This is a genomic window from Streptomyces sp. NBC_00568, from assembly GCF_026341855.1.
Lineage (GTDB): Bacteria > Actinomycetota > Actinomycetes > Streptomycetales > Streptomycetaceae > Streptomyces.
In genome coordinates, this window is sequence record NZ_JAPENW010000001.1 from 654,074 (window position 1) to 678,151 (window position 24,078).

Here is a 24,078-nt window from a genome sequence, read left to right on the forward strand (position 1 = left end):
CAGGCCAGGCCAGGCCCAAGCGGGGCACTACGGACGGCGGTTGGTGCTGCGGTGGCGTGAGCTTGTCAGAGGGGCGGGGGGTGCGGCGATGATGTGCCGAGGCGGGTTTGCGCCGTGGCCGCTTTCCGCCACGGCGATGCCGACCGGTCGGAACGCATCCTTGGGAGGGGACATCGCCGCATGCTGGGAGCGATAGGTCTGGACGAGACGCACGAGTCGGCGTACCGGGCGCTCGTGTCCGTGGGCGCCGCCGACGTGCCCGATCTCGCGCGTCGGCTCGCGCTCGGCGAGTACGACACGGAGCGCGCGCTGCGCCGGCTGGAGCGGCACGGTCTGGCCGCCCAGTCCTCGGCACGGCCCGGCCGCTGGGTGGCCGCGCCGCCGGGGGTCGCCCTCGGGGCGCTGCTCACCCAGCAGCGGCACGAGCTGGAGAAGGCGGAGCTGGCGGCCGCGCTGCTGGCCGAGGAGTACCGGGCCTCCGCGGCCGAGCCGGCCGTGCACGACCTGGTCGAGGTGGTGATCGGCGCGGCGGCGGTCTCCCAGCGCTTCCTCCAGCTCCAGCTGGGCGCGACCGAGGAGGTGTGCGCGCTGGTCACCGGGAACCCGGTGGTGGTCTCCGGCACGGACAACGTCGCCGAGGCGCAGGCCGCGGACCGGGGTGTCGCCTACCGCGTGGTCGTCGAGCGGTCCGTACTCGACCTGCCCAGCGGCATCACCGAGCTGTCCGCCGCGCTCGGCCGCGACGAGCAGGTGCGGGTCGTGGACGAGGTGCCGACCAAGCTGGTGATCGCCGACCGGGCGCTCGCGATGGTGCCGCTCACCTCGCACACCGCGGAGCCGGCCGCGCTGGTCGTGCACGCGAGCGGGCTCCTGGAGCTGCTGTCGGGGCTGTTCCAGTCGGTGTGGCGGGACGCCCTGCCGCTGCGGCTGGGCAGCCGGGGCGTGCTGGAGGAGGAACCGGACGGCCCGGACGCCGCCGACCTGGAGATCCTCTCCCTCCTCCTCGCGGGGCTGACCGACGCGAGCGTCGCCAAACAGCTCGACCTGGGCCTCAGGACGGTGCAGCGCCGGGTCAAGCGGCTGATGGAGCTGACGGGCGTGACGACCCGGCTGCAGCTGGGCTGGCACGCGTACGAGCGGGGCTGGGTGGCGCGGGACTGACCTGCGGTTTCCCGTCCGCTCCGGCACCCTGGGCAGATGGGAGCGTGGGAACTCCTGCTGGTCGGCGTGGTGATTCTGCTCGGCCTGGCAGGAGTGCTGGTGCCCGGACTGCCGGGGTCGTGGCTCGTCTGGGCCGCGGTCCTGTGGTGGGCGCTGAGCGACCCGCAGGCCCTCTCCTGGGGCGTCCTCGTCGGTGCGACCGCGGTCCTGCTGCTCTCCCAGGCCATCCGCTGGATGCTGCCGCCGCGACGGCTGCGCGAGAGCGGCGCCACCACCCGAATGGCGGCGTACGCCGGTGCCGGGGCGATCCTCGGCTTCTTCCTGGTGCCGGTGGTCGGCGCCGTGCCCGGTTTCATCGGCGGGATCTACCTCGGCGAGCGGCTGCGCCTCGGCGGGCACGGGGAGGCGAAGGCCTCGGTGCGGACCGCGATGCGCTCGGGCGGCTGGAGCGTGCTGACGGAACTCCTCGCCTGCCTGATGATCATGGGTGCCTGGCTGGGCGCTGTCATCTGGGGCTGAGCCGGCACCGGAGGGTGCCAGGCGTCGGCTAGCGGGCGGCCCGCGGCGGGAGGAGGGCGTTCAGTTCGATCGTGTCGCCGAGCGCTCGCATGCCGGAGTCGTTGAAGTGCAGATGGTCACCGGGGTCGTAGGCGGGGAGGATCCGGCTGGGACGGGCGGGGTCGCGGACGGTGGCGTCGAAGTCCGCGACCCCGTCGAAGATCCGGTGGGTGCGGATGGCGGCGTTGACCGCCTGCCGCACGGCTTCCCGGGCCGGGGTGTACGCGCCGTGCCCGCCGTACGGGGTGATCGTGGCGCCGATGACCCGGATGCCGCGGGAGTGCGCGCGGCGGACGAGAAGCCGGTAGGCGTTCTCCAGAGCGCGGGGGTCCGTCTGCGCCGGTGTCCCCTTGATGTCGTTGATGCCCTCCAGCACGATCAGCGCCCGGACGCCCGCGCGGGAGAGGACGTCGGCGTCCAGGCGAGCCAGAGCGCTCGGGCCCCGGCCGTCGAGCAGGAGGCGGTTCCCGGCGATCCCCGCGTTCAGGACGCCGGCCCTGCGGTCGGCGGGAAGGCCGCGCAGCCGGGCGGCGAGCCGGTCGGGCCAGCGGCGGTTGGCGCTGAACGAGGAGCCGGTGCCGTCGGTGATGGAGTCGCCGAGCGTGACCACGCTGCCCGCGGCCGGAGGGCCGAGCACGTCGACGCCGGTCACGTAGTACCAGTTGCCGATGGTGGTGGTGTAGGCGGCGCCGCTCTCCTCGGCGGTCCGGTCGCCCTGCGGAGCGATGAAGTTGGCCTGGAGCGCGGAGCGGTGGTAGGTCGCCGGGCCCGAGTCGGCCGGGGTGTGCAGCGAGACCAGGAGGTTGGCGTCGGCGGGGACCGACAGGACGACGGGGTCGCTGACCAGGTCCCGGCCGGCGGGGACGGTGACCGACCTGGCGCCGGCGAAGGTGACCGCGCGCACGGAGCCCGCGACGGCCCGGGGACTCTCCGGCTCGCCCGGCCGCTGCAACGCCAGCGTCACGGAACCGAGTTGGAGCGGTCTCGTGCCGAGCCGGTTGGACAGCCGGACGCGAGCGGCCCGGCCGCCGACGCTGGTGTGCACGACGTTGCGGATGGAGGCGCCGGGCAACGCGGGCGCGGTGTCGGAGGCGGCGGCCTCCCAGGTGCCCGTCCAGGTCCGGACCGGTTTCGGAGCGGTCCGGCCGGGCGCGGATCTCGCCTCGGCGATCGTGCTCGGCGAGGCGAGGACCAGGGCGGTCGCCAGGGTGACGAACAAGCGCCGGAACGTGCTCGGGCGAGTCATGAGGGCATCGCTTCCCCGGGCATGGGCTCCCGCAACCACCGTCACACCATCGGGCGCGATGCCCCTCCCGACGCACCGTCACAGGTTCGGGCGCGACGCACTCCTCCCCTGGTCCTAGGTCCGGAACCCGATGCGTCGCGGGCGGGGGCGTGTTTGGGTGCTGTCATGACCGAATTCAGCGAGGCCGAGCGCGCGTATCTGAGGTCGCAGCGACTGGGGCGGCTGGCCACCGTCGACCCTGTCGGGCAGCCCCAGGCCAACCCCGTCGGCTTCTTCCCCCAGGAGGACGGAACGATCCTGATCGGCGGCTACGCGATGGGGACCACGAAGAAGTGGCGCAATCTCCGGAAGAACCCGAAGGTCGCCCTGGTCGTCGACGACATCGTGAGCCTCAAGCCGTGGAAGGTCAGAGGCATCGACATCCGCGGGGAGGCGGAACTGCTCACCGGCGCACACGACTTGGGACCGCACTTCAGTGAGGAACTGATCCGCATCCACCCGAGGAGAATCCACAGTTGGGGCCTCGACGCCTGAGCGGCCCCACGGATCGGGCCGGTTGGCGGGCCGGTCACCCGATGCGAGCCGGGGGCCGGGCCGTTGAAGATCGCGCGGCGGGCCGGTCTTGGGTAGGGTCGCGGCCCATGACCGCCTCGGAACCCACCATCCTGGCCACCTCGGGTGGTCACCGCGTCGGAGACCGCACCCGGGTGACCTTCGACGCCCTGGTCCACCACGCCGTGGACCTGGCCGGCGTCCGGGGGCGGCGGCCCCGCGTCATGTACGTCGGGACGGCGATCGGCGACGCCGAGCACTTCACGACGCGCATGAGCGAGGCGGCCCGGGTGGCGGGATTCGATCTCACGCCCCTTCACCTCTTCCCCATGCCGAACCTCGAGGACATCGAGGGAACGGTGCTCGCGCAGGACGTCGTGTGGGTGATGGGCGGCTCGGCGGCCAACCTGCTCGCCGTGTGGCGGGTCCACGGGCTCGACACGGTCTTCCGCCGGGCGTGGGAGGCCGGGGTCGTGCTGAGCGGGGTGAGCGCCGGGTCGCTCTGCTGGTTCCGGGGCGGCACGACGGACTCCTTCGGGCCCGAACTGCGGCCGCTCACCGACGGACTCGGCTATCTGCCGTTCGGCAACGGCGTCCACTACGACAGCGACCCGGGCCGCCGTCCTCTCGTGCACCGCCTGGTGGCCGACGGCACCCTGCCCGTCACCCACTGCACCGACGACGGCGTGGGCCTGGTCTACCGGGGCACCGAACTCGTCGAGGCCGTCACGGAGATACCGGGCAAGGGCGCGTACGTCGTCCGGCGCGTGGGGGAATCGGTGGTGGAGGAGCGGATCGAGCCCCGGCTGCTGCCGTCGCCGCGGGACTGACCGAGTCCGGCCGCGAAATCGGTTGTCGCACCGCCGAATGCCCGTGGCACGATGCCGCGATGATCCCCGTCCCTCCCCTGCCACCCACCGTTCCCGCGGGTCGGACGGCCCGTCATCCGCAGCCCGTGCTGAGCCTCGGGCAGGGCCTGGAACTGCGCCCCTGGCGCCTCGCGGACGCCGACGTCCTGGTGACGGCCGCCCAGGACCCGGCCATCCGAAAGTGGAACCTGCTGCGTGTGGAGTCTCCGGACGCCGCGCGCCTCAGGATCGAGCGCATGCACGAGCGTTGGCGGGCCGAGACGGGCGCGGTGTGGGCCGTCGCGCGGGCGGCGGACGGGCGGGCCCTCGGCCTCGTGGGGTGGAACGACGTCGACCTCGCGGACGGCAGCGCGGAGATCGTCTACTGGGTCCTGCCCGGGGCCCGGGGCGGTGGTGTCGTGGCCGAGGCCGTACGGCGCCTGAGCCGTTGGGCGCTGGAGGACCTCGGTCTGTACCGGCTGCGGCTGTGCCCCTCGGTGGCGAACCCGGCGTCCTGCCGGGTGGCGGACAGGACCGGGTTCGTCCTGGAGGGCACCATGCGCGGTGCGCTGCTGCACGAGGACGGCCGGCACGACCAGCACCTGCACGCCCTGGTGCGGGGGAACCTGCCGGGCACCCGGTGAACGCGCCGCCCGGCTCGGGCCGTTCGCCTACGGCTCCCCCGCAGCCCGCAGGTGCCGGACGGCGTACGAGCGCCACGGGCGCCAGCCGTCCGGGATGTCCGCTCCGGGCGGTGCCACGTCCGGGTCGCCGAGGGCGCGGGTGCGGATGACGGCGGCGACGCCCTCGTCCATGCCGGGCAGCGCGAGCAGCGCCTCCTGGGCCTCGTCGCGGTCGGCGCCCGGGTCGAGACGCAGGGCACCGTCGGCGAGGGCGGCGGTCAGGGCACCGAGGGGGCCGTCCGGCTCCGCCTGGGCGAGCACGGCGGCCTCGGGAAAGAGATGCGTGAGCGTGTCGCAGGGGGCGTCCAGCGCCTTGCCGTACCGCTGCACGAGTCGCTCGGCCTCCGCCGCCCCCACCAGCGCGCGCACCGCCAGCTCGTCAGGATCGGCGGTGCCCGGCGACCTGAGGCCCGGCCGCGCCGCGACCAGGGGACCCAGCCGCGCGTCGGCTCCCAGCCGCTCGTCGACGGCGTACGGATCCGCGTCGAGGTCGAACAGCCGCCGCAGCCGCTGTACGGCGGTGGTGAGGTCCCGGAGATCGGTGAGGTGGAGCCGGGCGTCGAGCCAGCCACCGGGGTGCGCGGCACCGGTCGGGGCCGACACTCCCCCGGCGGGGTCCGGTGCTCCTTCGGCACGGCTGGTCCCGCCGGAACCGGGGCGGCCCGCGCCCGTGCCCGCCCGTTCGTCGACGGCCACGATCCCCGTGCCGTACGGCAGCCTCAGGGTGCGCCGGTACGTACGGCGGCCACGGCGGCCGCCGACGGCCTCGACCCCCGGGACGGCCTCGGCTGCCAGCAGGTCGAAGACGGCGGTGGTCTGGTAGGGCCCCCGGTGGGCGAGCCGGAGCGGGACACCCGCGGCGGGGGTGGCCGCGCGCCGGGCGGCGGGGCCGGTGCGCGGCGCGGCGGCGCGCACCTCGCTCGGCGTCGACGCGTAGACCGCGCGGATCGTGTCGTTGAACTGGCGCACGCTGGCGAACCCCGCCGCGAACGCGATCTGCGTGATGGGGAGTTCGGTGGTCTGGAGCAGTATCCGCGCGGTGTGCGCCCGCTGGGCCCTGGCCAGCGCGACCGGACCCGCGCCGACCTCCGCCGTGAGCTGCCGCTGGACCTGGCGGGCGCTGTACCCGAGACGCGTGGCGAGCCCTCCGACGCCCTCACGGTCCACGACGCCGTCACCGATCAGGCGCATGGCCCGGCCGACGACGTCGGCCCGTACGTTCCAGGCGGCGGAGCCCGGCACGGAGTCCGGGCGGCATCTGCGGCAGGCCCGGAAGCCCGAACCCTGCGCGGCGGCGGCCGTCGCGTAGAACCGCACGTTCTGCCGCTTGGGTGTCACCGCGGGGCAGCTGGGCCTGCAGTAGATCCCCGTCGTCCGCACGGCGAAGAAGAACTCCCCGTCGAACCGGGCGTCCCGGCTCCGCACGGCCTCGTACCTGGTGTCCTCGTCGATCACCCTTCCAGTGTGGCCCGCCCCGCACCACGCGGCTGGCGGAAATCGGACACGGCACTGCGATCCGGGCAAGGCCTCGCCCACACCCCGCGCCGACCGGCCGACGGGAGGCACGATCCGGCGCGGGACCGCACAGGGCAAGGCAACCGGACGAGGACAGAGGCGGAGGCGGAGGCAGAGGCAGAGGCGGAGGCGGAGGCGGACGTCCAGGCGGCGCGGACGAGCGCAGGGGGCGGATCGGGTCCGGACGGCCGCGAGGGCAGGTCCAGCCACGGCTGGGACTGGCCCGGCCACCGCTAGGGCTGGTCCGGCCACGCTGGGACTGGCCCGGCCACCGCTAGGGCTGGCCCGGCCACGCTGGGACTGGCCCGGCCACCGCTAGGGCTGGTCCAGCCACGCTGGGACCGGTCCAGCCACCGCTGGGACTGGTCCAGCCACGCTGGGCGGACTCGGACGGCAGCGGAGCCGGGCGGGAGCGGAGACGGGGGCGAGGGTGGGGAGCGCGGGTGGGCCGCGCTCCTCCGCCCTCTCTCGGCTACCAGCGCCCGCGCTTGGCCTCCATCGCGGCGCGCCCCTCCGCTCCCTTGCGCTTCCAGTCCCGGCGGATCTCGGCGCGCACGCGGGCGTCCGTCTTGGCGACGATCCGCTGGTTCTCGCGGAGCAGCTTGCGGTAGCTCTCGAGACGCCGCTCCGGCAGATCACCGGAGTCGACGGCCGCCAGAACCGCGCACCCGGGCTCGGCGACATGGGCGCAGTCCTGGAAGCGGCAGTCGGCGGCGAACTCCTCGATCTCGGAGAACACCTGCCCGACGCCGCTCTCGGCGTCCCAGAGCCCGACCCCGCGCAGCCCCGGGGTGTCGATGAGGACACCGCCGCCCGGCAGCGCGAGGAGGTTGCGGGTCGTCGTGGTGTGCCGTCCCTTGCCGTCCATGTCGCGGGTGGCCTGGACGTCCATGACGTCCTCGCCCAGCAGCGCGTTGGCCAGGGTCGACTTGCCCGCTCCGGACTGCCCGAGCAGGACCGCCGTGCCTCCGGCGAGCACCGCTTCGAGGATGTCCAGCCCCTCCCCGGTCGAGGAGCTGACGGCGAGGACGGGAACCCCCGGGGCGGTGGTCTCCACGTCCTCGACGAGGTGCGCGAGGGTCGCCGCCTCCGGCACCAGGTCGGCCTTGGTGAGGACGACCACGGGCTGCGCGCCGGACTCCCAGGCCAGCGCGAGGAAGCGTTCGACGCGGCCGAGGTCGAGTTCCACGGCGAGCGACACGGCGACGACCGCGTGGTCGACGTTGGCCGCGAGGATCTGCCCCTCGGACCGCTTGGAGGAGGTGGAACGCACGAAGGCCGTACGTCGTGGCAGGTACGCCCGTACGTAGCGCGGGTTGCCGGACGGTTCGACGGCGACCCAGTCGCCGGTGCACACGACCCGCATCGGGTCGTGCGGTGTCACGAAGGCGGTGTCGGCGCGGATGACCCCGTCGGCGGTGACCACGTCGCACTGGCCGCGGTCGACCCGGATCACCCGTCCGGCGACGAGCCCTTCGGAGTCGTAGGGAGCGAACTCGTCCGCCCAGGCGTCGTCCCAGCCGTAAGGAGCGAGCGGGGAAAGACCCAGGGAAAGGGACGGAGTCGGGAAGGTGGAGCTGGAAGTCAAGGGAGACCCTTCAAAGGGCGGCCCCGGCGACGCGCACTGCGGCGCGAAGGAAGAGGAAGGTCAGCCGGCGGCCACGGAGGTGGACTTGATGAACTTCTGGATGCGGGCAGCGCCCTTCACAGAGACAGCCATCGGTCACACCTCCTGGAACTCACTCAGCCGGCAGACGGCGACCACCGGTCGCCTGGGAACGAGACAACCCTAGCCGCAGGTCTCGGTGGGAGGCCACCTCTTTTTCCCTCGAGGAGCCCCGGAGTGGAGCGGCTGTGCCCGCCACCCCCATGAACCGCCGGATGCCGGCCCCTTGGACAGGCGAGCGGGCGAGCGGGCGAGCGGGCAGGCATGCAGGCAGGCAGGCAGGCGGCGAACGCGACGCGCTCGTGGAGTCGTTCGACGCCGACGGTCGCACGCGCCACGCGGCAGGGCGCCACCGGCTGGACCAGCGAGCACCCGGTGCATCGCCAGGGCCGCTGTTCGGCTCTCCGCCGGCCGGCCGCGGCGTACCGTCGCCGACCGGCAGAGGCGTCGCCGCCCATGGATCCCCCGGTCAGTCCTCGATGAACCGAACCGTCACGCTCCGCCGCCGCCCGGGACCGCTGACGTAGCCGACCACGTCCCCGACTTCCCTCCACATGAGGGCCTCGCCCATCGCGGAGTACGGGCTCAGCCTCTCGCCCTCCCCGCCCGGCAGCAGGGCCACCTCGTAGACCGTGGTGCCGTCCTCGTCCTCCACCCCCACCAGGCAGCCCGGAGTGATCCGCGCCCCGCCCCTGAACGAGGGATCGGGCACCACCTGATCGAGCACGGCCCGGAGGAATTCCTGGCGGTCCCTCAAGGACTCGCGCCGCTTCTCGTGCTCGGCCAGCTGCCCCTTGCGTGAGGACGAGTCGACGGCGACGATCTCCGGGACGGGCAGGTTCAACGCGTCCTGCACCCGGTCCAGTTCGCGCCTGACCCGCCGGTAGGCGTTCGTCGAGAGCCTGTCGACCTTGATCCGGAGCGTATCGGGCGCGGCCGGGCGGTAGGGAGCCGCCGCCTGGTCGCGGACCGAGGCCCGCACCTGCTTGCGGGCCCCGTTCCTCCTCCCGCCGGCCGCCTGGGGCGTCGTCCTGAGGGTCGGCTCGGGACCCGCCTCGGCAGTGACCCGAGGGCTCGCCTTCGGCCTCAGCAGCTCCGTCGTACAGCCATGCTTCAGCGCCGCGTCGGAGTACGAGGCATGGTGACGTACCAGCGCCCACTGCCGGCCGTCGACCAGGACCGGAACGTCGACCCTGCCGATCGCCGACCGGATCATGGCATGGACCTCGTCATGGCCGAGCCTGAGCACAGGCTTCCCGTCACGCACGATCTCGACCGCGTCCGCGCCAGGGTGACCGGGGGCACCCGCCTGCGGAAGAAAACGGGCTGAGCCCGCGGCACGTTCCCCCTGCCGGAAGGGCACGGTGCGGCGCAGGCTGAACGCGTGCTGGGCGGCGTTCACCTCGTCCCGGTGCAGCCAGGCGGCGGAGACGAAGCGCGAGGGGTCGGCCGTCCAAACCTGCCGGGTGTCGTCCGGGCCCGGGCCGCGGGCCGTGACCGCCGGGGCGGTACGGGGTTCGGGGGCGGCGCCAGCGGGCTCGGGATCCTCCGCGTCCACCGGTGCCCCGGAAACCTCCGGCGCTGCCGGGATCTCCTCGGACGGCGCGGCGGCCCGGGGGGACGGAATCACCCGGGCCACAGGCTGCGGAACCCGCGTCGCCTCCGGCTCCGGAACCGGCCTCGGCCGCCGACTCGTGCCGGCATCACTAGGTGACGCGCCGACCTCACGAGATGACGTGCCGGCCTCACGGGGCGACGTGACGGCCTCACGGGGCGACGTGCCGGCCTCACGAGGTGACGTGCCGCCCGCGCTCCTCGCCGCGGTCTCGATACCGAGCCGTTCCAGCTCGGTCCACAGTGGCTCGAGGGCCTTCTCCGGATCCAGGAAGAACCGGCTTCCCCGGATGCGGACGAAGGTCCAGCCCACTCGCTCCAGTTCCCGCTGACGCGCCGCGTCGGCGTCCGCGTTCTCCTCCGTGTGGAAGGCGTCGCCGTCGCACTCCACCGCGAGCCTCTTCGTGCCGCCCTCGACCACCAGGTCGATGCGGTAGCGGCCTGCGGGGTACTGCGGGCGCACGCGGTAGCCGCGTTCGCGCAACGCCAGGTAGACGCGCTGCTCGAAGAGACTGTCGAAGGCGTCATGGGGCTCGTCCGGCCTGACCTCGCCGGCCACGGCCCCGTCCTGCTCCTCCGCGGGCCTGGAGAACCAGTCGAGGTAGCCACGGCGCAGATCGGTCTCGCCGAGCTCGGTCAGCGTCACGCTGTGGAAGAGCCAGACCTGGTCGCGGGCGCGGGAGGCGGCGACGTTGATGTGCTGCCGGGCGAGTGTGCTGCTGTAAGGGCCGATGCGCCGCGCGCCGTCGGCACCGGCGAGTGAGGCCACCAGGCTGATGAAGACGATGTCGCGCTCGTCGCCCTGGAACTCCTCCGCGTTGCCGACGCGCAGCCGGCGCCGCTGCCGCTCGTCCAGCGGGATCCGGTCGGCGAGCAGATCCTCGATGAGGAACTTCTGCCCGGCACCGAGCAGGGTGATCACGCCCATGGTGCGGCCCCGGTAGGCGGGGTCGTCGATGCACCGGGCGATCTCGTCCACGACGCGCTCCGCCTCGGGCCGGTTGAACTGTTTCTGCCCGGTTCCTTCCACATGGCCGTCCACGATGTGCACGGAACGCAGCGGCCGCAGCCGGCCGGCGCCGTACTGACGCAGCGGCTGGAGCCTGCCCCCGTAGCAGAGCGCGTTGGAGAAGCCGATGATCTCCGGCATGCACCGGAAGTGCTCCTGGAGCATCAATCTGCCGCGCCCGCCGGCGAGGCCGGACGCGATGTCGAAGAGGCTGGCGGTGGGCGTGAACAGATTGCGGCGGGACGCGGGCAGTCCGCCGAGCATGCGCCGCTGCAGGGAGAAGAGTTCGTCGTGGTCGATGCCCACGTTGGCCGGGCTGACCTGCTGGTCGTCGCCCACCACGATGATCTTCGAACCGAGCCAGGCGAGCAGCAGCGCTTCGGGACCCGACTGGCTCGCTTCGTCGATGATGACGACGTCGAAGCGGCCCGGCCGGTCCATCGGGACGGTCTCGGTCACCTGGTGGAGCGGCATGATCCAGGCGGGCACCGCTTCCTGGCTCTCGTGCAGGCTCTCGCGGGCCTGGCGCCGGTAGACCGGGGCGTACTTGCCGGTGCCCTTGCCGAGCTTCCGCACGCTCTGCTGATACGACGTGAGGGCTACGGCCTGGTCGTCGGTCAGTCTGGACAGGCAGCTGTACCAGGCCTTGTCGGCCGCGAGGCGTTCGAGGCTGATGCGGATGTCGGCGTCCGCCTCCGCGAGCCGGCGCATCTGGACGGACTCGGCTTCGGGGTCGGTGAGCTCGTGCATCCGCCGGTGCCAGGCCGACCAGGCCCATGCCCGTTCGTAGTCGGGCAGCCGGTGGTCCCACACGGGGTCTTCCGCGGTCGACTCCAGTGCGTCCGCGAGGTCGGGCACCTGCGCGGCGACCACCGTGTACGCCGCGTCGCACTCCCGCTTCAGACGCAGCGCCTCACGCAGGTCGTCCAGTTCTCCGACCGCCGCGGCGTAGGCGGCGGTGTCCTGTGTCTCGGCGGCGACGCGTGCCCGGTCCACGACCGGTGACGCGCCCCGCCGGTGCGCCGCGGCCCTGAGCGCCTCGAGCGTCGCGGCGATCCGTGCGCGGTGCTCCCCGGCGGCGCGGCGGGTGGCGCGGGCCCGCAGCAGACGGCGTACGGCCTGCGCGGTGTCGTCCGTGTGCCAGGACCGTCCGGCCAGGCCGGGCGCCGCCGCCGCGGCTGCCAGGACGTCCGCCCGCCGGTCTGCGAGACGGGCGAGCGCGGTGAGCGTGGCGGCATCCTGGCGGAGCCTCGCGGTACGCCGGGCGGTCGCCGTCCAGGCGGCGGTGCCGCCGTCGCCCCATTCGCTCTCGATCTCGTGGAGGCGCCTCTCCAGTCGGACGCGGTCCAGGACGACCACGGCGGCGGACTCGGTGGCGACCGCCTGTCCGTCGACCCGCACGGTCTCCGGGAAGTCCCCGACGGCCTTGCGCAGCTTCGACTTGAGGCCCAGCGGCCCGCGCAGCTTCTCCCCGGACGCCAATCCGTCGCGCAACGTTCCGGCGAGGCCGAGCGCCGTGGGGACGTCGTACGCCTCCAGGCCGCTGACGAGCACGCCGCCGAGGGACGCGGCCAGCGTCTCGGCCGCGTCGACGGCCGCCTCGGTCCGCTCCAGGCGGCTCCGCAGGTCGAAGTCCCGTCCGGCGAGTACTTCCTCGCGCAGGTGCGCGGCCCAGGGCGCGGCATCGGCCGTCGTGGTGGCGAGGTCCCCCGCGAGGCCGTCGAGGGCGGTGGCGAGTCGGTCCTGAGCGGCGGCGGAGAGTCCGGAGACGGCGTCGTCGAGCCGGGACACCGTACCGTCCGCGCGCAGCGCCGCCAGGTCCGTGTCGGCGGCCCGGATCGCCGTCACCGCATCGGCGAATCCGTGCGCGGAGAGCAGCTCCGCCGGGTCGGGCAGGGCGGCACTGGATCCGGCGGCCAGGGCCCGGTCGCGGGTGGTGAAGGCGAGGGAGGCGCGCCGCAGCTCCGCGCATGCCGCCGCGTCGGCGGTCGGGACGTCGGCCGGTACGGAACCGATCCAGTTCAGCCGGTCGCGTTCCGAATGCAGGCGGGCGGCGATTCCCGCCAGGGTGCCCTGGTAGTCGCCGATGTCGGCCGGGTGCCGATAGGTCTCCCGTTCGCGCAGCGCACGGAGGGCCTTCAGCGCTCCCGCCTGGGTGGAACGGGCTTTCGCCAGGCGCTCCTCGTGCTCCTTGATGTGCCGGAGATACGTCCGCGCGGAGAAGTCGCCCTGCCGGTCGAGGATCGCCTTGACCGACTGCTCCAGTTCCTGCTGGGCGGCGCTGTCGTCGGTGCGGCTGACGCACAGTTCGCGGATGCTCCCGGGCAGTTTGTCCTTGAGGACCTTCAGCGCTCGTGCCGTATGGCTGGTGATCAGTACGCGCCGCCCGTGGGCCAGCAGATCGGTGACCAGATTGGCGATCGTATGGGTCTTTCCGGTGCCGGGCGGTCCCTGGACGACGACCAGGTCGCGGTCCGTCAGCCGCTCGGCGATGGTGCGCTGTTCGTCGTTGGACGGCAGCGCGAAATACAGCTCCTGGCGGTGGCCGCGCGTCCCGCCGCTCCCGCGATCGTCCCCTTCGAGGTCGCCGAGGCGGGTGTCACCGCCCGCGCCCGCGATGGCACGCAGCAGGGCCGTCGGCTCCGCGCCCTGTTCCACGCGTGCCGCGACGCCGCGCAGGGCGTCGAGCATGCTGCGCTTGGTCCGCTCCCGCAGAATCAGCATGGGGGCGAAGCCGACGACGGGGACCGCGGGATCGCCCGCCGAGCGGGGCCGTTCGGCACCGCGCTCGTACCGGCCCGCCTCGTGGGCGGCGATCACCCAGGCATTGAGCGCCCGGTGCAGAGGCTCCACCGCGAAGGGGTCGGTCGTGTCTCCGGCCTCTTCGAGATCCTGCTGGACAAGGGCGCGGGTGTGCGCGCGAGCCTTCTGGTCGGCGTCGAGCATGGACTCCTCGAGCACCGGTGCGCCGCTCTCGGGGTCCGGTCCGACGGTGATGGCTCCCGTGACCGCGTCGATGGCGATGACAGCCCGGCAGGTGACGAGATGACGACGCACCCGCTCACCCGCGGCGGACCAGGCCAGATGACCGAAGCCGACGACGAGTTCGTAGCTCTCGCCGAGGTCGGTGGTGTCCTCATGGATGCGGTAGAGCTGATCGTAGGCGCGCATCACCGGCTTCACCGTGCGGTCCTGCTCGGCCCAGCGCATCCATGCGGCGGCCCAGGTGCGGTGCTGAGCGAGGACCTCGTCGCGGAGCCGGAAGTCGTCGAGGGCGACGGTGACGGTGCCGCGCTCGGCGCTGCCGCCCGCCGACACGGTGGACGACGGCAGTTCGGCGACGACCGTGGGCGTGGGTGCGTCCTGCCGTCCGGAGTCCCGTATCTGCGTGTTGTCCAGCCAGTGTGCGAGGAGGTCCGGCGGGCCGGGCGGATCGTGACGGACCGGGCGGTCGGCCCGGAGCCAGAGCGGGCTCTCGCCGGGCACGCTGTCCGTCAGAAACGACGCGAAGGTATCGGGCAGTTCCGAGAACCAGATCCGGTGACGCGAGTCGTCATGGTTGCGCACCGGCTTGGTGCGGCTCTCGCCGACCTCCGCGAGATACCGGAAGATCTGGCGGACGGCATCCTCGGGCGCGGGGGTCCCGGACGGGACGGCGGAGGAGGAGGGAGCGGCGGGGACGGACACGATGACCTCGCTGACCTGACGTGACCACTTTGTGAAGAACGCGTGCGCATCCTATGCGCACGCGCTGACACCGGGGATTGGCAGCCCGTCCTCCGACAGTTCTCCTCGGCTCCTCGGCGCGAACAGGCCCTTCCCTGTACCTTGCCCTCCGCGACCGGCGCTCCGGCCTCGCCGCGGGCTCCGGGTCGCGTGCTCGGTGTGACATCGCGTCCGGGGCCCCGTCGGACCCTCGGCCGAATCGGGGGATCGACGGGCCGACGCGTCAGTGAGCGGTCGTGCAGCGGTCGCCGTTGAGGGTGAAGGCGTCGGGGGCCGTGTTCCCGTCCTGCCAGGTGCCGTTGAAACCGACGGCGAAGGAACCGCCCGCGGCGACCGACTTGTTGTAGTCGGCGGCGGTCACGGTCACCCGGGAGCCGTGCTGGTCGTACGTGCCGTCCCACATCTGCGACACCCGCTGGCCGTCGTCGAAGGTCCAGGCGATCTGCCAGGAGTCGAGGGCTTCGACGGACGTGACGGTGACGGTGGCCTGGAAGCCGTCCGGCCACTCGCTGACGATGTCGTAGGTCACCTCGCAGGACGCGGCGCTCTTCGTGGAGTCCGCGGGCTTCGAGGAATCCGGGGTCCTGCCGGCGGCGCGGGCCGAGGACGAGGGCGAGGAGGTGCCCTGGGGCTCGGGATCGGATTTCGAGCCCGTCCCGGCGCTCGGGGCCCCGGGCTCGGGCGAGACGAGCGAGCCCGCGCCGCGGTTGGTCGCCGACGGGGACACCACACCCGGGTCGGCCACCGGCTGACGGTCGGCCGAGCCACCGCTCGCGACGGCGCCGCCCTCGTCTCCGGCGCCGAAGGGCATCAGGGAGACGGTGAGCGCGAGGCCGGAGACGATGACGGCGGCGACCAGCAGCCCGGTGCGGCCGATCCGGGGCGCGTCGGCCTTGGCCTCGGCGATGCCGGTGTCCACGGCCGCGTCCGTGCGCCCGCCGGCCAGCCCGGCTTCGGCGGCGCGGCGCCTGCGTTCCAGATAGGCGAGGCCGCCCCAGCCGATCACCCCGCCCGCGAGCGCGGCGGGCAGCCCGCCGCCGTGCAGCCGCAGACAGCCGGCCGCCTCCGCGCACTCCACACAGCGGGCGAGGTGCTGCGAGAGGTCCTCGGGCGTCTCGGCGCCCGGTGACCGGGTGACCGCGTCGAGGAGCCGGGCGTAGCTGCGGCAGTTGGTGTCCATCGGGGTGTCGAGGTGGTTGCGATGGCACCGGTCCCTGAACAGCGCCCGCACCTGGCCGAGTTCCTCGGCGGCCGCCACCGGGTCGAGACCCAGCCGCCGGGCCACCGCGGGCAGCGGGAGCGCCTCCACCTCGACCAGCCACAGCAGGGCCGCGTCGGCTTCCTGAAGATCCCTCAGGCCGCGCAGCGCGATCGGGCGGTGCAGGGGAGGTCCGGTGTAGCGGGCGGCCTTCTCGGAGTTGAGCCACAGCCTGAGGTCGGGGTCCAGACGGTGGCCCTGACCGTGCGCCTCCCAGGCGGCCGCGCTGGTCCGAACCGAGCTCAGCAGCAAGGGGATCCGGGGCAGCCGGGGGGTTCTGCGGCCGGTATTCTTCGAGCGGACCCCGACCGCGCGCGCCTCATGGATTCCATGGGTGAACGCCTCGGTGGCCAGCTGGGTGGCAGCGGCGGAACCCGATGTGCACAGGTCGGCGTACGACAGGACCGCGTCCCAGCATTCCGAGAACAGCGCGGCCTCGGCGGCATCCTGGGGGGTCGGCAGGTCTGGCATGGGGGGCTCCTGCATCCACTGCTTCCATGTGCAACGTCACACAACGCCCAACTCGCCTTGTTTCATTGGGGAGTTGGAGACCGTCTCAACAACGGGCCAGAGCCTTTCACGGTTTCGACACAACTGACAAGCGGCGTATTCACATCGCGTGGTCGCGCGATCACACGGCGGGCCCGTCCGGCTTCCGGCGCCCCGAGTGTCGTACGGACCGCGGGCCGTGGGGGATCGATCGCTTCAACTTTCACAAGACCCACCACTCCCCCCGCCGGTGCGGCGCCGACTTGGTACGGAACGGGCACGGTGCGACGCGGCACACGGCACTGCGGCGCACGGCCCAGCCGCACATGACTCAGCGGCACATGGCACCACAGCGCACGGCCCGGACGTACGGATGACGTCCGGGCCGTGCGGGTGCGCCTCGGGGCGCGGGTCACACCTGGTTGGCCGGCTCCTGCGCGGGAAGGCTGTCCATGAAGGAGCTGACGGAGAAGACCGCGCGGCCCGGACCCGGCTCTCCGTATCCGGGCGGCGACTTGAGCCCGAAGTCGTCCATCGTGGCGCGGTAGGCCTCGAGCAGGCGGATGTGGTACTCCAGCGGCGCACCCTGCGGGTTGGCCTTGCCGAGCGGCGTCGTCGGCTCCGGGCACCAGGTGGTGAAGCGGGGCGTGATGCCGTGCGACATGAAGAAGCGCAGCCCCTCGGTCGTCGACGCGATGGCCTCGTCGACGGTGGTGAAGCCGAACGGCTCGGCCATCTCCACGCCCGCGACGAAGTTGGGGATCACATTGCGCGCGCCGAAGATCTCGGCGGAGTCGAGGATGCGCTTGTGCCACTCGTCCCTGCCGACGTAACGCTCCTTGCCGGGGCAGTACAGCTCGAACAGACGGCGGTCCCACACCTCGTAGTTGGGGTGGTAGATCTGCACGCCGTAGTCCTTGAACCGCTGCACGTCGTCGCGCGGCAGGGCCTGGGCCACCACCTTGCCGATCCACCGCCCGGGGAACCGCTCCTCGATGGCCTTGGCGTAGTGCCCGTAGAAGTCGGCCTCGTCGCGCCCGGCGACCGTCTTGGTGATCGCGCCACCGGTGAGGGTGTAGGCCGTCGACGCCTTCGCGGTGTCGTAGCGGTCGATGATCTCCAGCGCTTCGAGGACCTCCTCGACGTCCTTCACACCGGTGTACGGACGGCCGGCGGCCTTGTGCTGGCGCCAGTTGTGGTTGATGTCGCAGTACTGGCACTCCTCCTTGGCGCCGAAGTACTGGCACACGCGGAAGACCGTGAGGTAGATGAGGTACCCCCACTGGATCGTCGGGGCCACCTCCATCACGGACTTCCCGTTCGAGAGGGTGTGCCGGTAGTACTCCGGCATCGGAGGCACCCCGACGTCGGAGATCCGCTTCCCGTCGAGGTACAGCCCGAGGACGCCCTCGTCGTCGGCGGCGACACGGTACGGCGAGGCGGGGTTGACGCGCACGGACACGACGGTGCGCCGCAGGTCGTACGGGCCGCCGGTGAGGATGATCTCCTCGGGCGGGCGCCGGAGCGCGGCCTCGCCCAGCTCGGGCAGGGTGCCGTGGTCGAAGGAGAAGATGAAGTACGACTTCGGTTTGACCTCACCGCTCTCGTTGTCGCTGAGGGCGGACGCGTCGAAGGCCATACCCCCGCGGAGCAGGTCCTCCTTGAAGACGGCTTCCCGCGGCACGTGCGGGAACCGCTCCATCAGATCCTCGACCAGCGCGGTGCGGCTGCCCATCCCGATCTCCTCGCTCCCGACCTGCTTCGTCTGTCGTGTTCGACTCCTCACGGTATGCCCCCGCCCGGACATCAGCCGTGCCGGGTCCCCTCGCGCCGCGCGATGTGCGCGGGAGCGGGCCGTCCGGGCGGCAGCAGCGGGTCCGGCTCGGGCGCGCCCCAGACCGAGGTCAGCGGCAGCGTGCCGGCCCACAGACCGAGTGCGGCGTCGGGCCCGTCCCCGTCGTCCGGGGCGCCGGTGCGGATCTTCACGGAGGCCTCTTCGAGGGAGAGCGCGAGCAGGGTGGTCGCGGCCAGTTCCTTGCGGCTGGGCCGGCGCGCGTAGTCCCACTGTCCGGGCGTGGCGTGCTCGGTGAGCCGCCGCAGCGCCTCGGTCTTCTCCTCGGGGTCGGTGACCCTGCGGGGTACCCCGTGGATCATCGCGCTCCGGTAGTTCACCCCGTGCTCGAACACGGACCGTGCCAGGACGAGTCCGTCGACGTGCGTCACGGTCACGCACACCGGGGTGTCGCCGGCCAGGCTCCTGCTGGCCACGGACCCGTGGACGTACAGATCGCGCTCGCCCCGGCCGTACACCGTCGGCACCACCATCGGCCGTCCCTCGACGATCACCCCGAGATGGCAGATGAAGCCCGCGTCCAGGATGGCGTCGAGATCGGCGCGGTCGAGGCTGCCCTGCTCGCGCAGCCGGCGGTGGCGGGTGAGGTCGGTGTCGGGGAGGGGTCCGTAAGCCATGGTCGCGAGAATACCGATATCGCAGGGAAGTGGGTCATGGATTGACTGAATCGACACACCAAAGGTGTTGTAGCAACTAAATCCGCATCACGTGCACCACGCAGGTCGTTCGGAGAACGCCGGGTCGAGCTCCCCCGGCGACACGGGCGCGACCCTGGTGACACCGAGCACCCCGCCGCCGCCGAGCCGCCGCCCCGCCAGTCCGCGCCCACGGTCCGTGCCTCCCCGCCCTGCCGGTCGACGTCGCCCCGGGCCGCCGGTCCGCGCCGCCGGTCGGCTCCCCCGGTCCGCACTCGATCCCCGGAGAACTCGTTTGCTCCGTCCGGGCGCCGCTGCGAGAGTCGTGGCCATGTCTGCCTTCACCGCGTACGACGGGACCGAGCTGAGCTTCGAGGCCTATGGCGACGGCTCGCCGGTGGTGTGTCTGCCGGGCGGACCGATGCAGGACTGCGTGTATCTCGGGAATCTGGGCGGCCTGTCCGAGCACCGGCGGCTGATCATGACGGACCCGCGCGGAACCGGCGGCTCCGCGACCCCCGAGGACCCCTCCTCGTACCGCTGCGACCGGCTGGTCGACGACGTGGAGGCCCTGCGCGAGCACCTCGGCCTCGACCGGATGGACCTGCTCGCGCACTCCGGCGGGACGAATCTCGCGATCCTCTACGCGCAGCGCCATCCGGACCGCGTGGCGCGGCTCGCGCTGATCACACCGAGCGTCTACGCCGTCGGGATCGAGATCGCCCCGGAGGTCAGGACGGCGACGGCCCGGCTGCGGCACGACGAGCCGTGGTTCCCGGAGGCGTTCGCGGCGCTGGAGGCGATCGTCGCCGGCAACGGGGACGCCGACGCGTTCCGGGCCATCGCCCCTTTCTGGTACGGGCGCTGGGACGAGACCGCGCGGGCGCACCGGGCCGCGGAGGACGCCCACAAGAACCACGAGGCCGCGGCCCGTCACCTCGACGGCGCGTTCGCCCCGGACGCCACCCGGGCGGCGCTCGGCCGCCTGGCGTGCTCGGTGCTGGTGCTCGCCGGTGAGGTCGACCTGAACTCCCCGCCTCCCGCGATGGCCGCCCTCGCCGACCTGTTCCCGCACGCCGAGCTGGTCGTTCAGCCCGGGGCCGGGCACTTCCCGTGGCTCGACGACGCGGAACGGTTCGTGACGACGACGGCGGCGTTCCTCGCCCGTCCGGCCCTTCAGGAGCCTCTGGCCGGCCGGCTTCGCCCCACCGTGTGAGGCACGCTCCGAACACCGGGGTCAGGCGGCCCGCGCCAGTTCCTCCGGGTCGATCCGGTACGCCGGCTCCCTTCCCGACAGCAGGCGTTCGATCTCGTCCAGCACGGTCAGGCCGAGCCGGGCGACCTCGTTGCCCTGGGAACCGGCCAGATGGGGCGTGATGAAGGCGTTCGGGAGGTCGTACAGCGGGGAGTCGGCGGGGAGCGGCTCGGGGTCCGTGACATCGAGGATCGCGCTGATCCGCCCGGCGCGCAGCTCCTCGACGAGGGCGTCGTGGTCGACCAGGGCGCCGCGTGCCGTGTTGACGAGGACCGATCCGGGGGGCATCAGGGCGAGTTCGCGGCGGCCGATCAGATGCCGGGTCTCGGGGGTCTGCGGGGCGTGGACGGTGACGATGTCGCTGCCGCCGAGCAGCGCGGCGAGCGGCAGCAGCGGGACACCGAGGGCGGCGGCCCCGGCCTCGTCGACGTAGGGGTCGGCGAGGCTCACCCTCAGGTCGAAGGGCCGGAGCAGTTCGATGAGGCGCCTGCCGATGCGGGAGGCGCCCACGATGCCGACGCGGCGGCCGAAGTTGCCGATGCCGGGCAGGATGTCGCCGTGGGGGAAGCTCCGCTCGGTGCGCAGGCGGTCCCGGTACGCGAAGGCGTCCTTGCCGGCGAGCAGGATCATGGCGAGCGTGTACTCGGCGACGGGCAGCGCGTTCGCGGCGGCGGCCGACGACACGACGATCCCGCGCTCCCACACCTCCGGCGTGGCGAAGCCCTTCACGGAACCGGCGGCGTGCAGCACGGCACGCAGCTTCGGGGCCGCGTCGAGCGCGTCGCCGTCGAGCGCGGGGCATCCCCAGCCGGTGATCAGGATCTCGGTGTCGGCGAGGCGGGCGCGTACCCGTGGATCGGTGAAGTCACGTGCCACCGGGGAGAGATCGATGTCCACCAGCTCGCGCAGCCGGGCGAGTGCGTCCGGAGGGAAGATCCGCGTCAGGTTCTCGGCGGTCATGGCGAACATCGCCACAGGACGCTGGGGCAAGGAGGTGGCCTTCCGGTTCGGCGACGCCAACGACAGCAACCGCTCTCTACGGTAGGCCGCGGCACGTGAGAGGGTCAACGGACAGGTCTGCCACCTGGGCGGACGGGCAGGGTACGTTCCCCGGGTGGTCATCACACGGACCACGCACGGCGACTTCCCGGAGAGGGACGACCAGGATGACTCGGACCCTGACCAACTGGGCCGGCAACATCACGTACGCGGCCCAGGAGCTCCACCGGCCCTCCTCGCTCGCCGCGCTCCGCGCGCTGGTCGCGGACAGCTCTCGCGTGCGCGTGCTGGGCAGCGGGCATTCCTTCAACGAGATCGCCGAACCCGGCGCGGACGGCGTCCTGCTGTCGCTGACCGCGCTGCCGCCCGCGGTGGACGTCGACACGACGGCCCGTACGGTACGGGTCTCGGGCGGCGTCCGTTACGCCGAACTCGCCCGCCGGGTGCACGAGCACGGGTTCGCGCTGCACAACATGGCCTCGCTCCCGCACATCTCCGTGGCGGGCTCGGTCGCCACGGGCACCCACGGGTCCGGCGTCACCAACGGGTCGCTCGCCGCCGCCGTGCGCGAGGTCGAGCTGATCACCGCGGACGGTTCGTCCCTGACGATCGGCCGGGGCGACGAACGCTTCGCCGGTGCCGTGACCTCGCTGGGCGCGCTCGGGGTGGTCACCGCGCTCACCCTCGACCTGGAACCGGACTTCGAGGTGAGCCAGCACGTGTTCACCGAACTCCCCCTGGAGGGACTGGACTTCGAGGCGGTCGCGGCGTCGGCGTACAGCGTGAGCCTGTTCACGGACTGGGGTCGGCCCGGCTTCCGGCAGGTGTGGGTCAAGCGGCGCACCGACCGGCCGGTGACCGGCTTCCCGTGGGCGGCGCCCGCGACCGGGGCCATGCACCCCGTGCCGGGGATGCCCGCGCGCAACTGCACCGAGCAGCTCGGCGTCCCGGGCCCCTGGCACGAGCGACTGCCGCATTTCCGGGCCGAGTTCACCCCGAGCAGCGGAGCCGAGCTGCAGTCCGAGTATCTGCTGGCGCGCTCGGACGCCCTGGACGCGCTGCACGCCCTGGACGCGATCCGTGGGACGATCGCGCCGCTGCTGCAGATCTGCGAGGTGCGGACCGTGGCCGCCGACCGTCAGTGGCTGAGTCCGGCGTACGGACGGGACACCGTGGCTCTGCACTTCACCTGGGTGGCGGACACGGAGGCCGTCCTGCCGGTGGTGCGGCGGGTCGAGGAGGCGCTGGAGCCGTTCGAGCCGCGGCCGCACTGGGGCAAGGTGTTCACCGTGCCGCCCGCGGTGCTGCGCGGACGCTCGCCGCGGCTGGCCGACTTCAGGGCCCTGGTCGGCGAACTCGACCCGGCGGGGACGTTCACCAACGCCTTCGTGGGGGACTTTCTCCACCCCCTTTCCTAACCCCTTGTCGAAAGTCCCTCCCAGGCCATAGCCTTGCGCCGCGCCGGGGCCGACGGGCCTCGTCACGGCACGGAGGGACCGAGGGCAGCGATCGGTGCCGTGCCGCCCCGGGGGCGCCCCGGACCCCGGCCGGAAGATCTGGTCGGCCGACGTGCCCGGTACCCGGTGCGCGGAAGCGAGGGGAGCCCCATGAAGCGCGGCACATCACGCGACATCCGCACCGCGAACCGTTACGAGGTGCTGCGCCAGATCATCGCGGAATCGCCCACCTCACGGCAGGAGTTGGCGACGGCGACCGGGCTCAGTCTGGCCACGGTCGCCACGCTCGTCGGTGAGCTGCTCGATCTGCGGATGCTGACCGAGGTCGGGTTCGAGGACTCCGCGGGCGGCCGCCCGCGGGGGCTGGTGGCGGTCAACGCGACGGGGGGCGCCCTCATCGGCGTCGACATCGCGGAGACGTACGTCCGCGTCGAGCTGTTCGACCTCGCCCTGAACGTGCTCGCCCGCGCCGACGAGGACATGCGCCCCGGCGAGAGCCGCCCGGAGCAGGTCGTCGGGCATGTCGCGGCCGCCGTCAGCTCGGTCGTGGCGCAGGCCGGGGTGGAAGGCGCGCGCGTCCTGGGCGTGGGCGTCAGCGTCCCCGGACAGGTCGACCGCGACAGGGGGGTCGCGGAGTACGCGCCCAACTGGGACTGGCACGACGTGCCGTTGCTCGATCTGCTCGCGGAGCACATCGCCTACCCCCTGTACCTCGACAACCCGCTGCGCGCCTGCGCCGTCGCCGAGTTGTGGTTCGGCGCGGCCCGCGGCCGCGGCGACGCCGTCGTGGTCAACCTGGGCACCGGCGTGGGCGCCGGCCTGGCGCTCGGCGGCGGACTGCACCGCGGTGTCAGCAACAGCGCCGGCGAGTGGGGCCACACCACCCTCGTCCTGGACGGGCGGCTGTGCCATTGCGGCAATCACGGCTGTGTGGAGACCTACGTGGGTGCTCCCGGAATCATGCTGAATCTGCGGGAGTCGAGCCCCGGCAGCACCCTGCTGCATCCGGAGGACCAGACGGCCACCATCGACGCCCTCGCGGCAGGCGTCGCCGCGGGGGACCCGGTGGCCCTCAAGGTCGTGCGCGACACGGCCCGTTACCTCGGCGCCGGGATCTCCGACCTGGTGAACCTGCTCAACCCCGAAGTGGTCGTGCTGAGCAGCTGGGTCGCGGCCACCCTCGGGGAGCCGCTGCTGCGCGAGGTGCGCGAGGCCGTCGCCCGGCACGCGCTGCGGCGCCCCTACGCGGCCACCGAGATCGTCCTGTCCCCCATTCCGACCGACCCGGTCTGCCTCGGCGCCGCGACGTTCGCCCTCGAAGGAGCGCTCCAGTCGGTCGGCCAGCGGCCGGCCGCCAAGCGGGCCGCCCCCGCACGGAGCCGTACCGCACCCTCCGCGTGACGACGCACTCGGCACCGTCGGCGCGGTCTGCTCCAAGGAGCGCCGCTTCGAGGTGAGTTGAGGCACCCCGGTCCGCCCCGGAGGTGGACCGGGACTCCGTCGCGTCCGGTATCCCGAACCCCCGACAACGCTTCGCACCGACTTCGTCCAACCC

At 73.0% G+C, this 24,078-nt stretch carries 16 protein-coding genes; 8 read left to right on the plus strand and 8 right to left on the minus strand.

The window, feature by feature from the left end; genetic code table 11:
- The first annotated feature begins 180 nt into the window (after positions 1–180).
- Both OOK38_RS02815 and OOK38_RS02820 read left to right on the plus strand, forming a co-directional pair.
- On the plus strand, positions 181–1,161 hold the full coding sequence (locus tag OOK38_RS02815) for a LuxR family transcriptional regulator (RefSeq protein ID WP_266763668.1): 981 nt from the start codon (positions 181–183) through the stop codon (positions 1,159–1,161).
- A 36-nt stretch (positions 1,162–1,197) separates the two neighbouring features.
- Positions 1,198–1,680 (plus strand): DUF456 domain-containing protein, encoded by a 483-nt coding sequence (locus tag OOK38_RS02820; RefSeq protein ID WP_266763667.1) that lies wholly within the window; start codon positions 1,198–1,200, stop codon positions 1,678–1,680.
- 28 nt (positions 1,681–1,708) lie between these two features.
- Here OOK38_RS02820 and OOK38_RS02825 read toward each other — a convergent pair whose 3' ends face one another.
- Positions 1,709–2,890, minus strand: coding sequence for an SGNH/GDSL hydrolase family protein (locus OOK38_RS02825; RefSeq protein ID WP_266765909.1), 1,182 nt, complete (start codon positions 2,888–2,890; stop codon positions 1,709–1,711).
- Between the two features lie 240 nt (positions 2,891–3,130).
- On the opposite strand from OOK38_RS02825, the gene OOK38_RS02830 reads away from it, so the two are divergent.
- From OOK38_RS02830 to OOK38_RS02840, 3 genes are all read left to right on the plus strand, one after another.
- The gene (locus OOK38_RS02830) at positions 3,131–3,499 is read left to right on the plus strand and encodes a PPOX class F420-dependent oxidoreductase (protein WP_266763666.1); all 369 of its coding nucleotides are present in this window, start codon (positions 3,131–3,133) and stop codon (positions 3,497–3,499) included.
- A gap of 107 nt (positions 3,500–3,606) precedes the next feature.
- Entirely contained in the window at positions 3,607–4,347 is a 741-nt protein-coding gene (locus tag OOK38_RS02835) for a peptidase E (protein ID WP_266763665.1), read from the plus strand.
- 59 nt (positions 4,348–4,406) lie between these two features.
- A complete protein-coding gene (locus tag OOK38_RS02840; protein WP_266763664.1) occupies positions 4,407–5,009 on the plus strand; it encodes a GNAT family N-acetyltransferase in 603 nt (200 codons plus the stop codon).
- A 27-nt stretch (positions 5,010–5,036) separates the two neighbouring features.
- On the opposite strand, the gene OOK38_RS02845 is transcribed toward OOK38_RS02840, so the two are convergent.
- The 6 genes from OOK38_RS02845 to OOK38_RS02870 all read right to left on the minus strand — a co-directional run bounded on the left by OOK38_RS02845 (position 5,037) and on the right by OOK38_RS02870 (position 18,794).
- The gene (locus tag OOK38_RS02845; RefSeq protein WP_266765908.1) at positions 5,037–6,500 is read right to left on the minus strand and encodes a DNA-3-methyladenine glycosylase 2 family protein; all 1,464 of its coding nucleotides are present in this window, start codon (positions 6,498–6,500) and stop codon (positions 5,037–5,039) included.
- 535 nt (positions 6,501–7,035) lie between these two features.
- Positions 7,036–8,151, minus strand: coding sequence for a ribosome small subunit-dependent GTPase A (gene rsgA / locus OOK38_RS02850; RefSeq protein ID WP_266763663.1), 1,116 nt, complete (start codon positions 8,149–8,151; stop codon positions 7,036–7,038).
- Positions 8,152–8,698: 547 nt separating this feature from the next.
- The gene (locus OOK38_RS02855) at positions 8,699–14,539 is read right to left on the minus strand and encodes an AAA domain-containing protein (RefSeq protein WP_266848079.1); all 5,841 of its coding nucleotides are present in this window, start codon (positions 14,537–14,539) and stop codon (positions 8,699–8,701) included.
- 262 nt (positions 14,540–14,801) lie between these two features.
- A complete protein-coding gene (locus tag OOK38_RS02860) occupies positions 14,802–16,307 on the minus strand; it encodes a cellulose binding domain-containing protein (protein ID WP_266848081.1) in 1,506 nt (501 codons plus the stop codon).
- 430 nt (positions 16,308–16,737) lie between these two features.
- Positions 16,738–18,060, minus strand: coding sequence for a radical SAM protein (locus OOK38_RS02865; RefSeq protein ID WP_266848083.1), 1,323 nt, complete (start codon positions 18,058–18,060; stop codon positions 16,738–16,740).
- A 71-nt stretch (positions 18,061–18,131) separates the two neighbouring features.
- Complete coding sequence (locus tag OOK38_RS02870; protein ID WP_266848084.1) at positions 18,132–18,794, minus strand: pyridoxamine 5'-phosphate oxidase family protein; 663 nt, start codon at positions 18,792–18,794, stop codon at positions 18,132–18,134.
- 349 nt (positions 18,795–19,143) lie between these two features.
- On the opposite strand from OOK38_RS02870, the gene OOK38_RS02875 reads away from it, so the two are divergent.
- Complete coding sequence (locus tag OOK38_RS02875; protein WP_266763658.1) at positions 19,144–20,028, plus strand: alpha/beta fold hydrolase; 885 nt, start codon at positions 19,144–19,146, stop codon at positions 20,026–20,028.
- 21 nt (positions 20,029–20,049) lie between these two features.
- Here the strand turns inward: OOK38_RS02875 and OOK38_RS02880 are convergent, their stop codons facing one another.
- A complete protein-coding gene (locus OOK38_RS02880) occupies positions 20,050–21,057 on the minus strand; it encodes a hydroxyacid dehydrogenase (RefSeq protein WP_266763657.1) in 1,008 nt (335 codons plus the stop codon).
- 176 nt (positions 21,058–21,233) lie between these two features.
- On the opposite strand from OOK38_RS02880, the gene OOK38_RS02885 reads away from it, so the two are divergent.
- Complete coding sequence (locus OOK38_RS02885; protein WP_266763656.1) at positions 21,234–22,484, plus strand: FAD-binding protein; 1,251 nt, start codon at positions 21,234–21,236, stop codon at positions 22,482–22,484.
- A 189-nt stretch (positions 22,485–22,673) separates the two neighbouring features.
- The gene (locus OOK38_RS02890) at positions 22,674–23,924 is read left to right on the plus strand and encodes an ROK family transcriptional regulator (RefSeq protein ID WP_266763655.1); all 1,251 of its coding nucleotides are present in this window, start codon (positions 22,674–22,676) and stop codon (positions 23,922–23,924) included.
- Positions 23,925–24,078 lie beyond the last annotated feature (154 nt).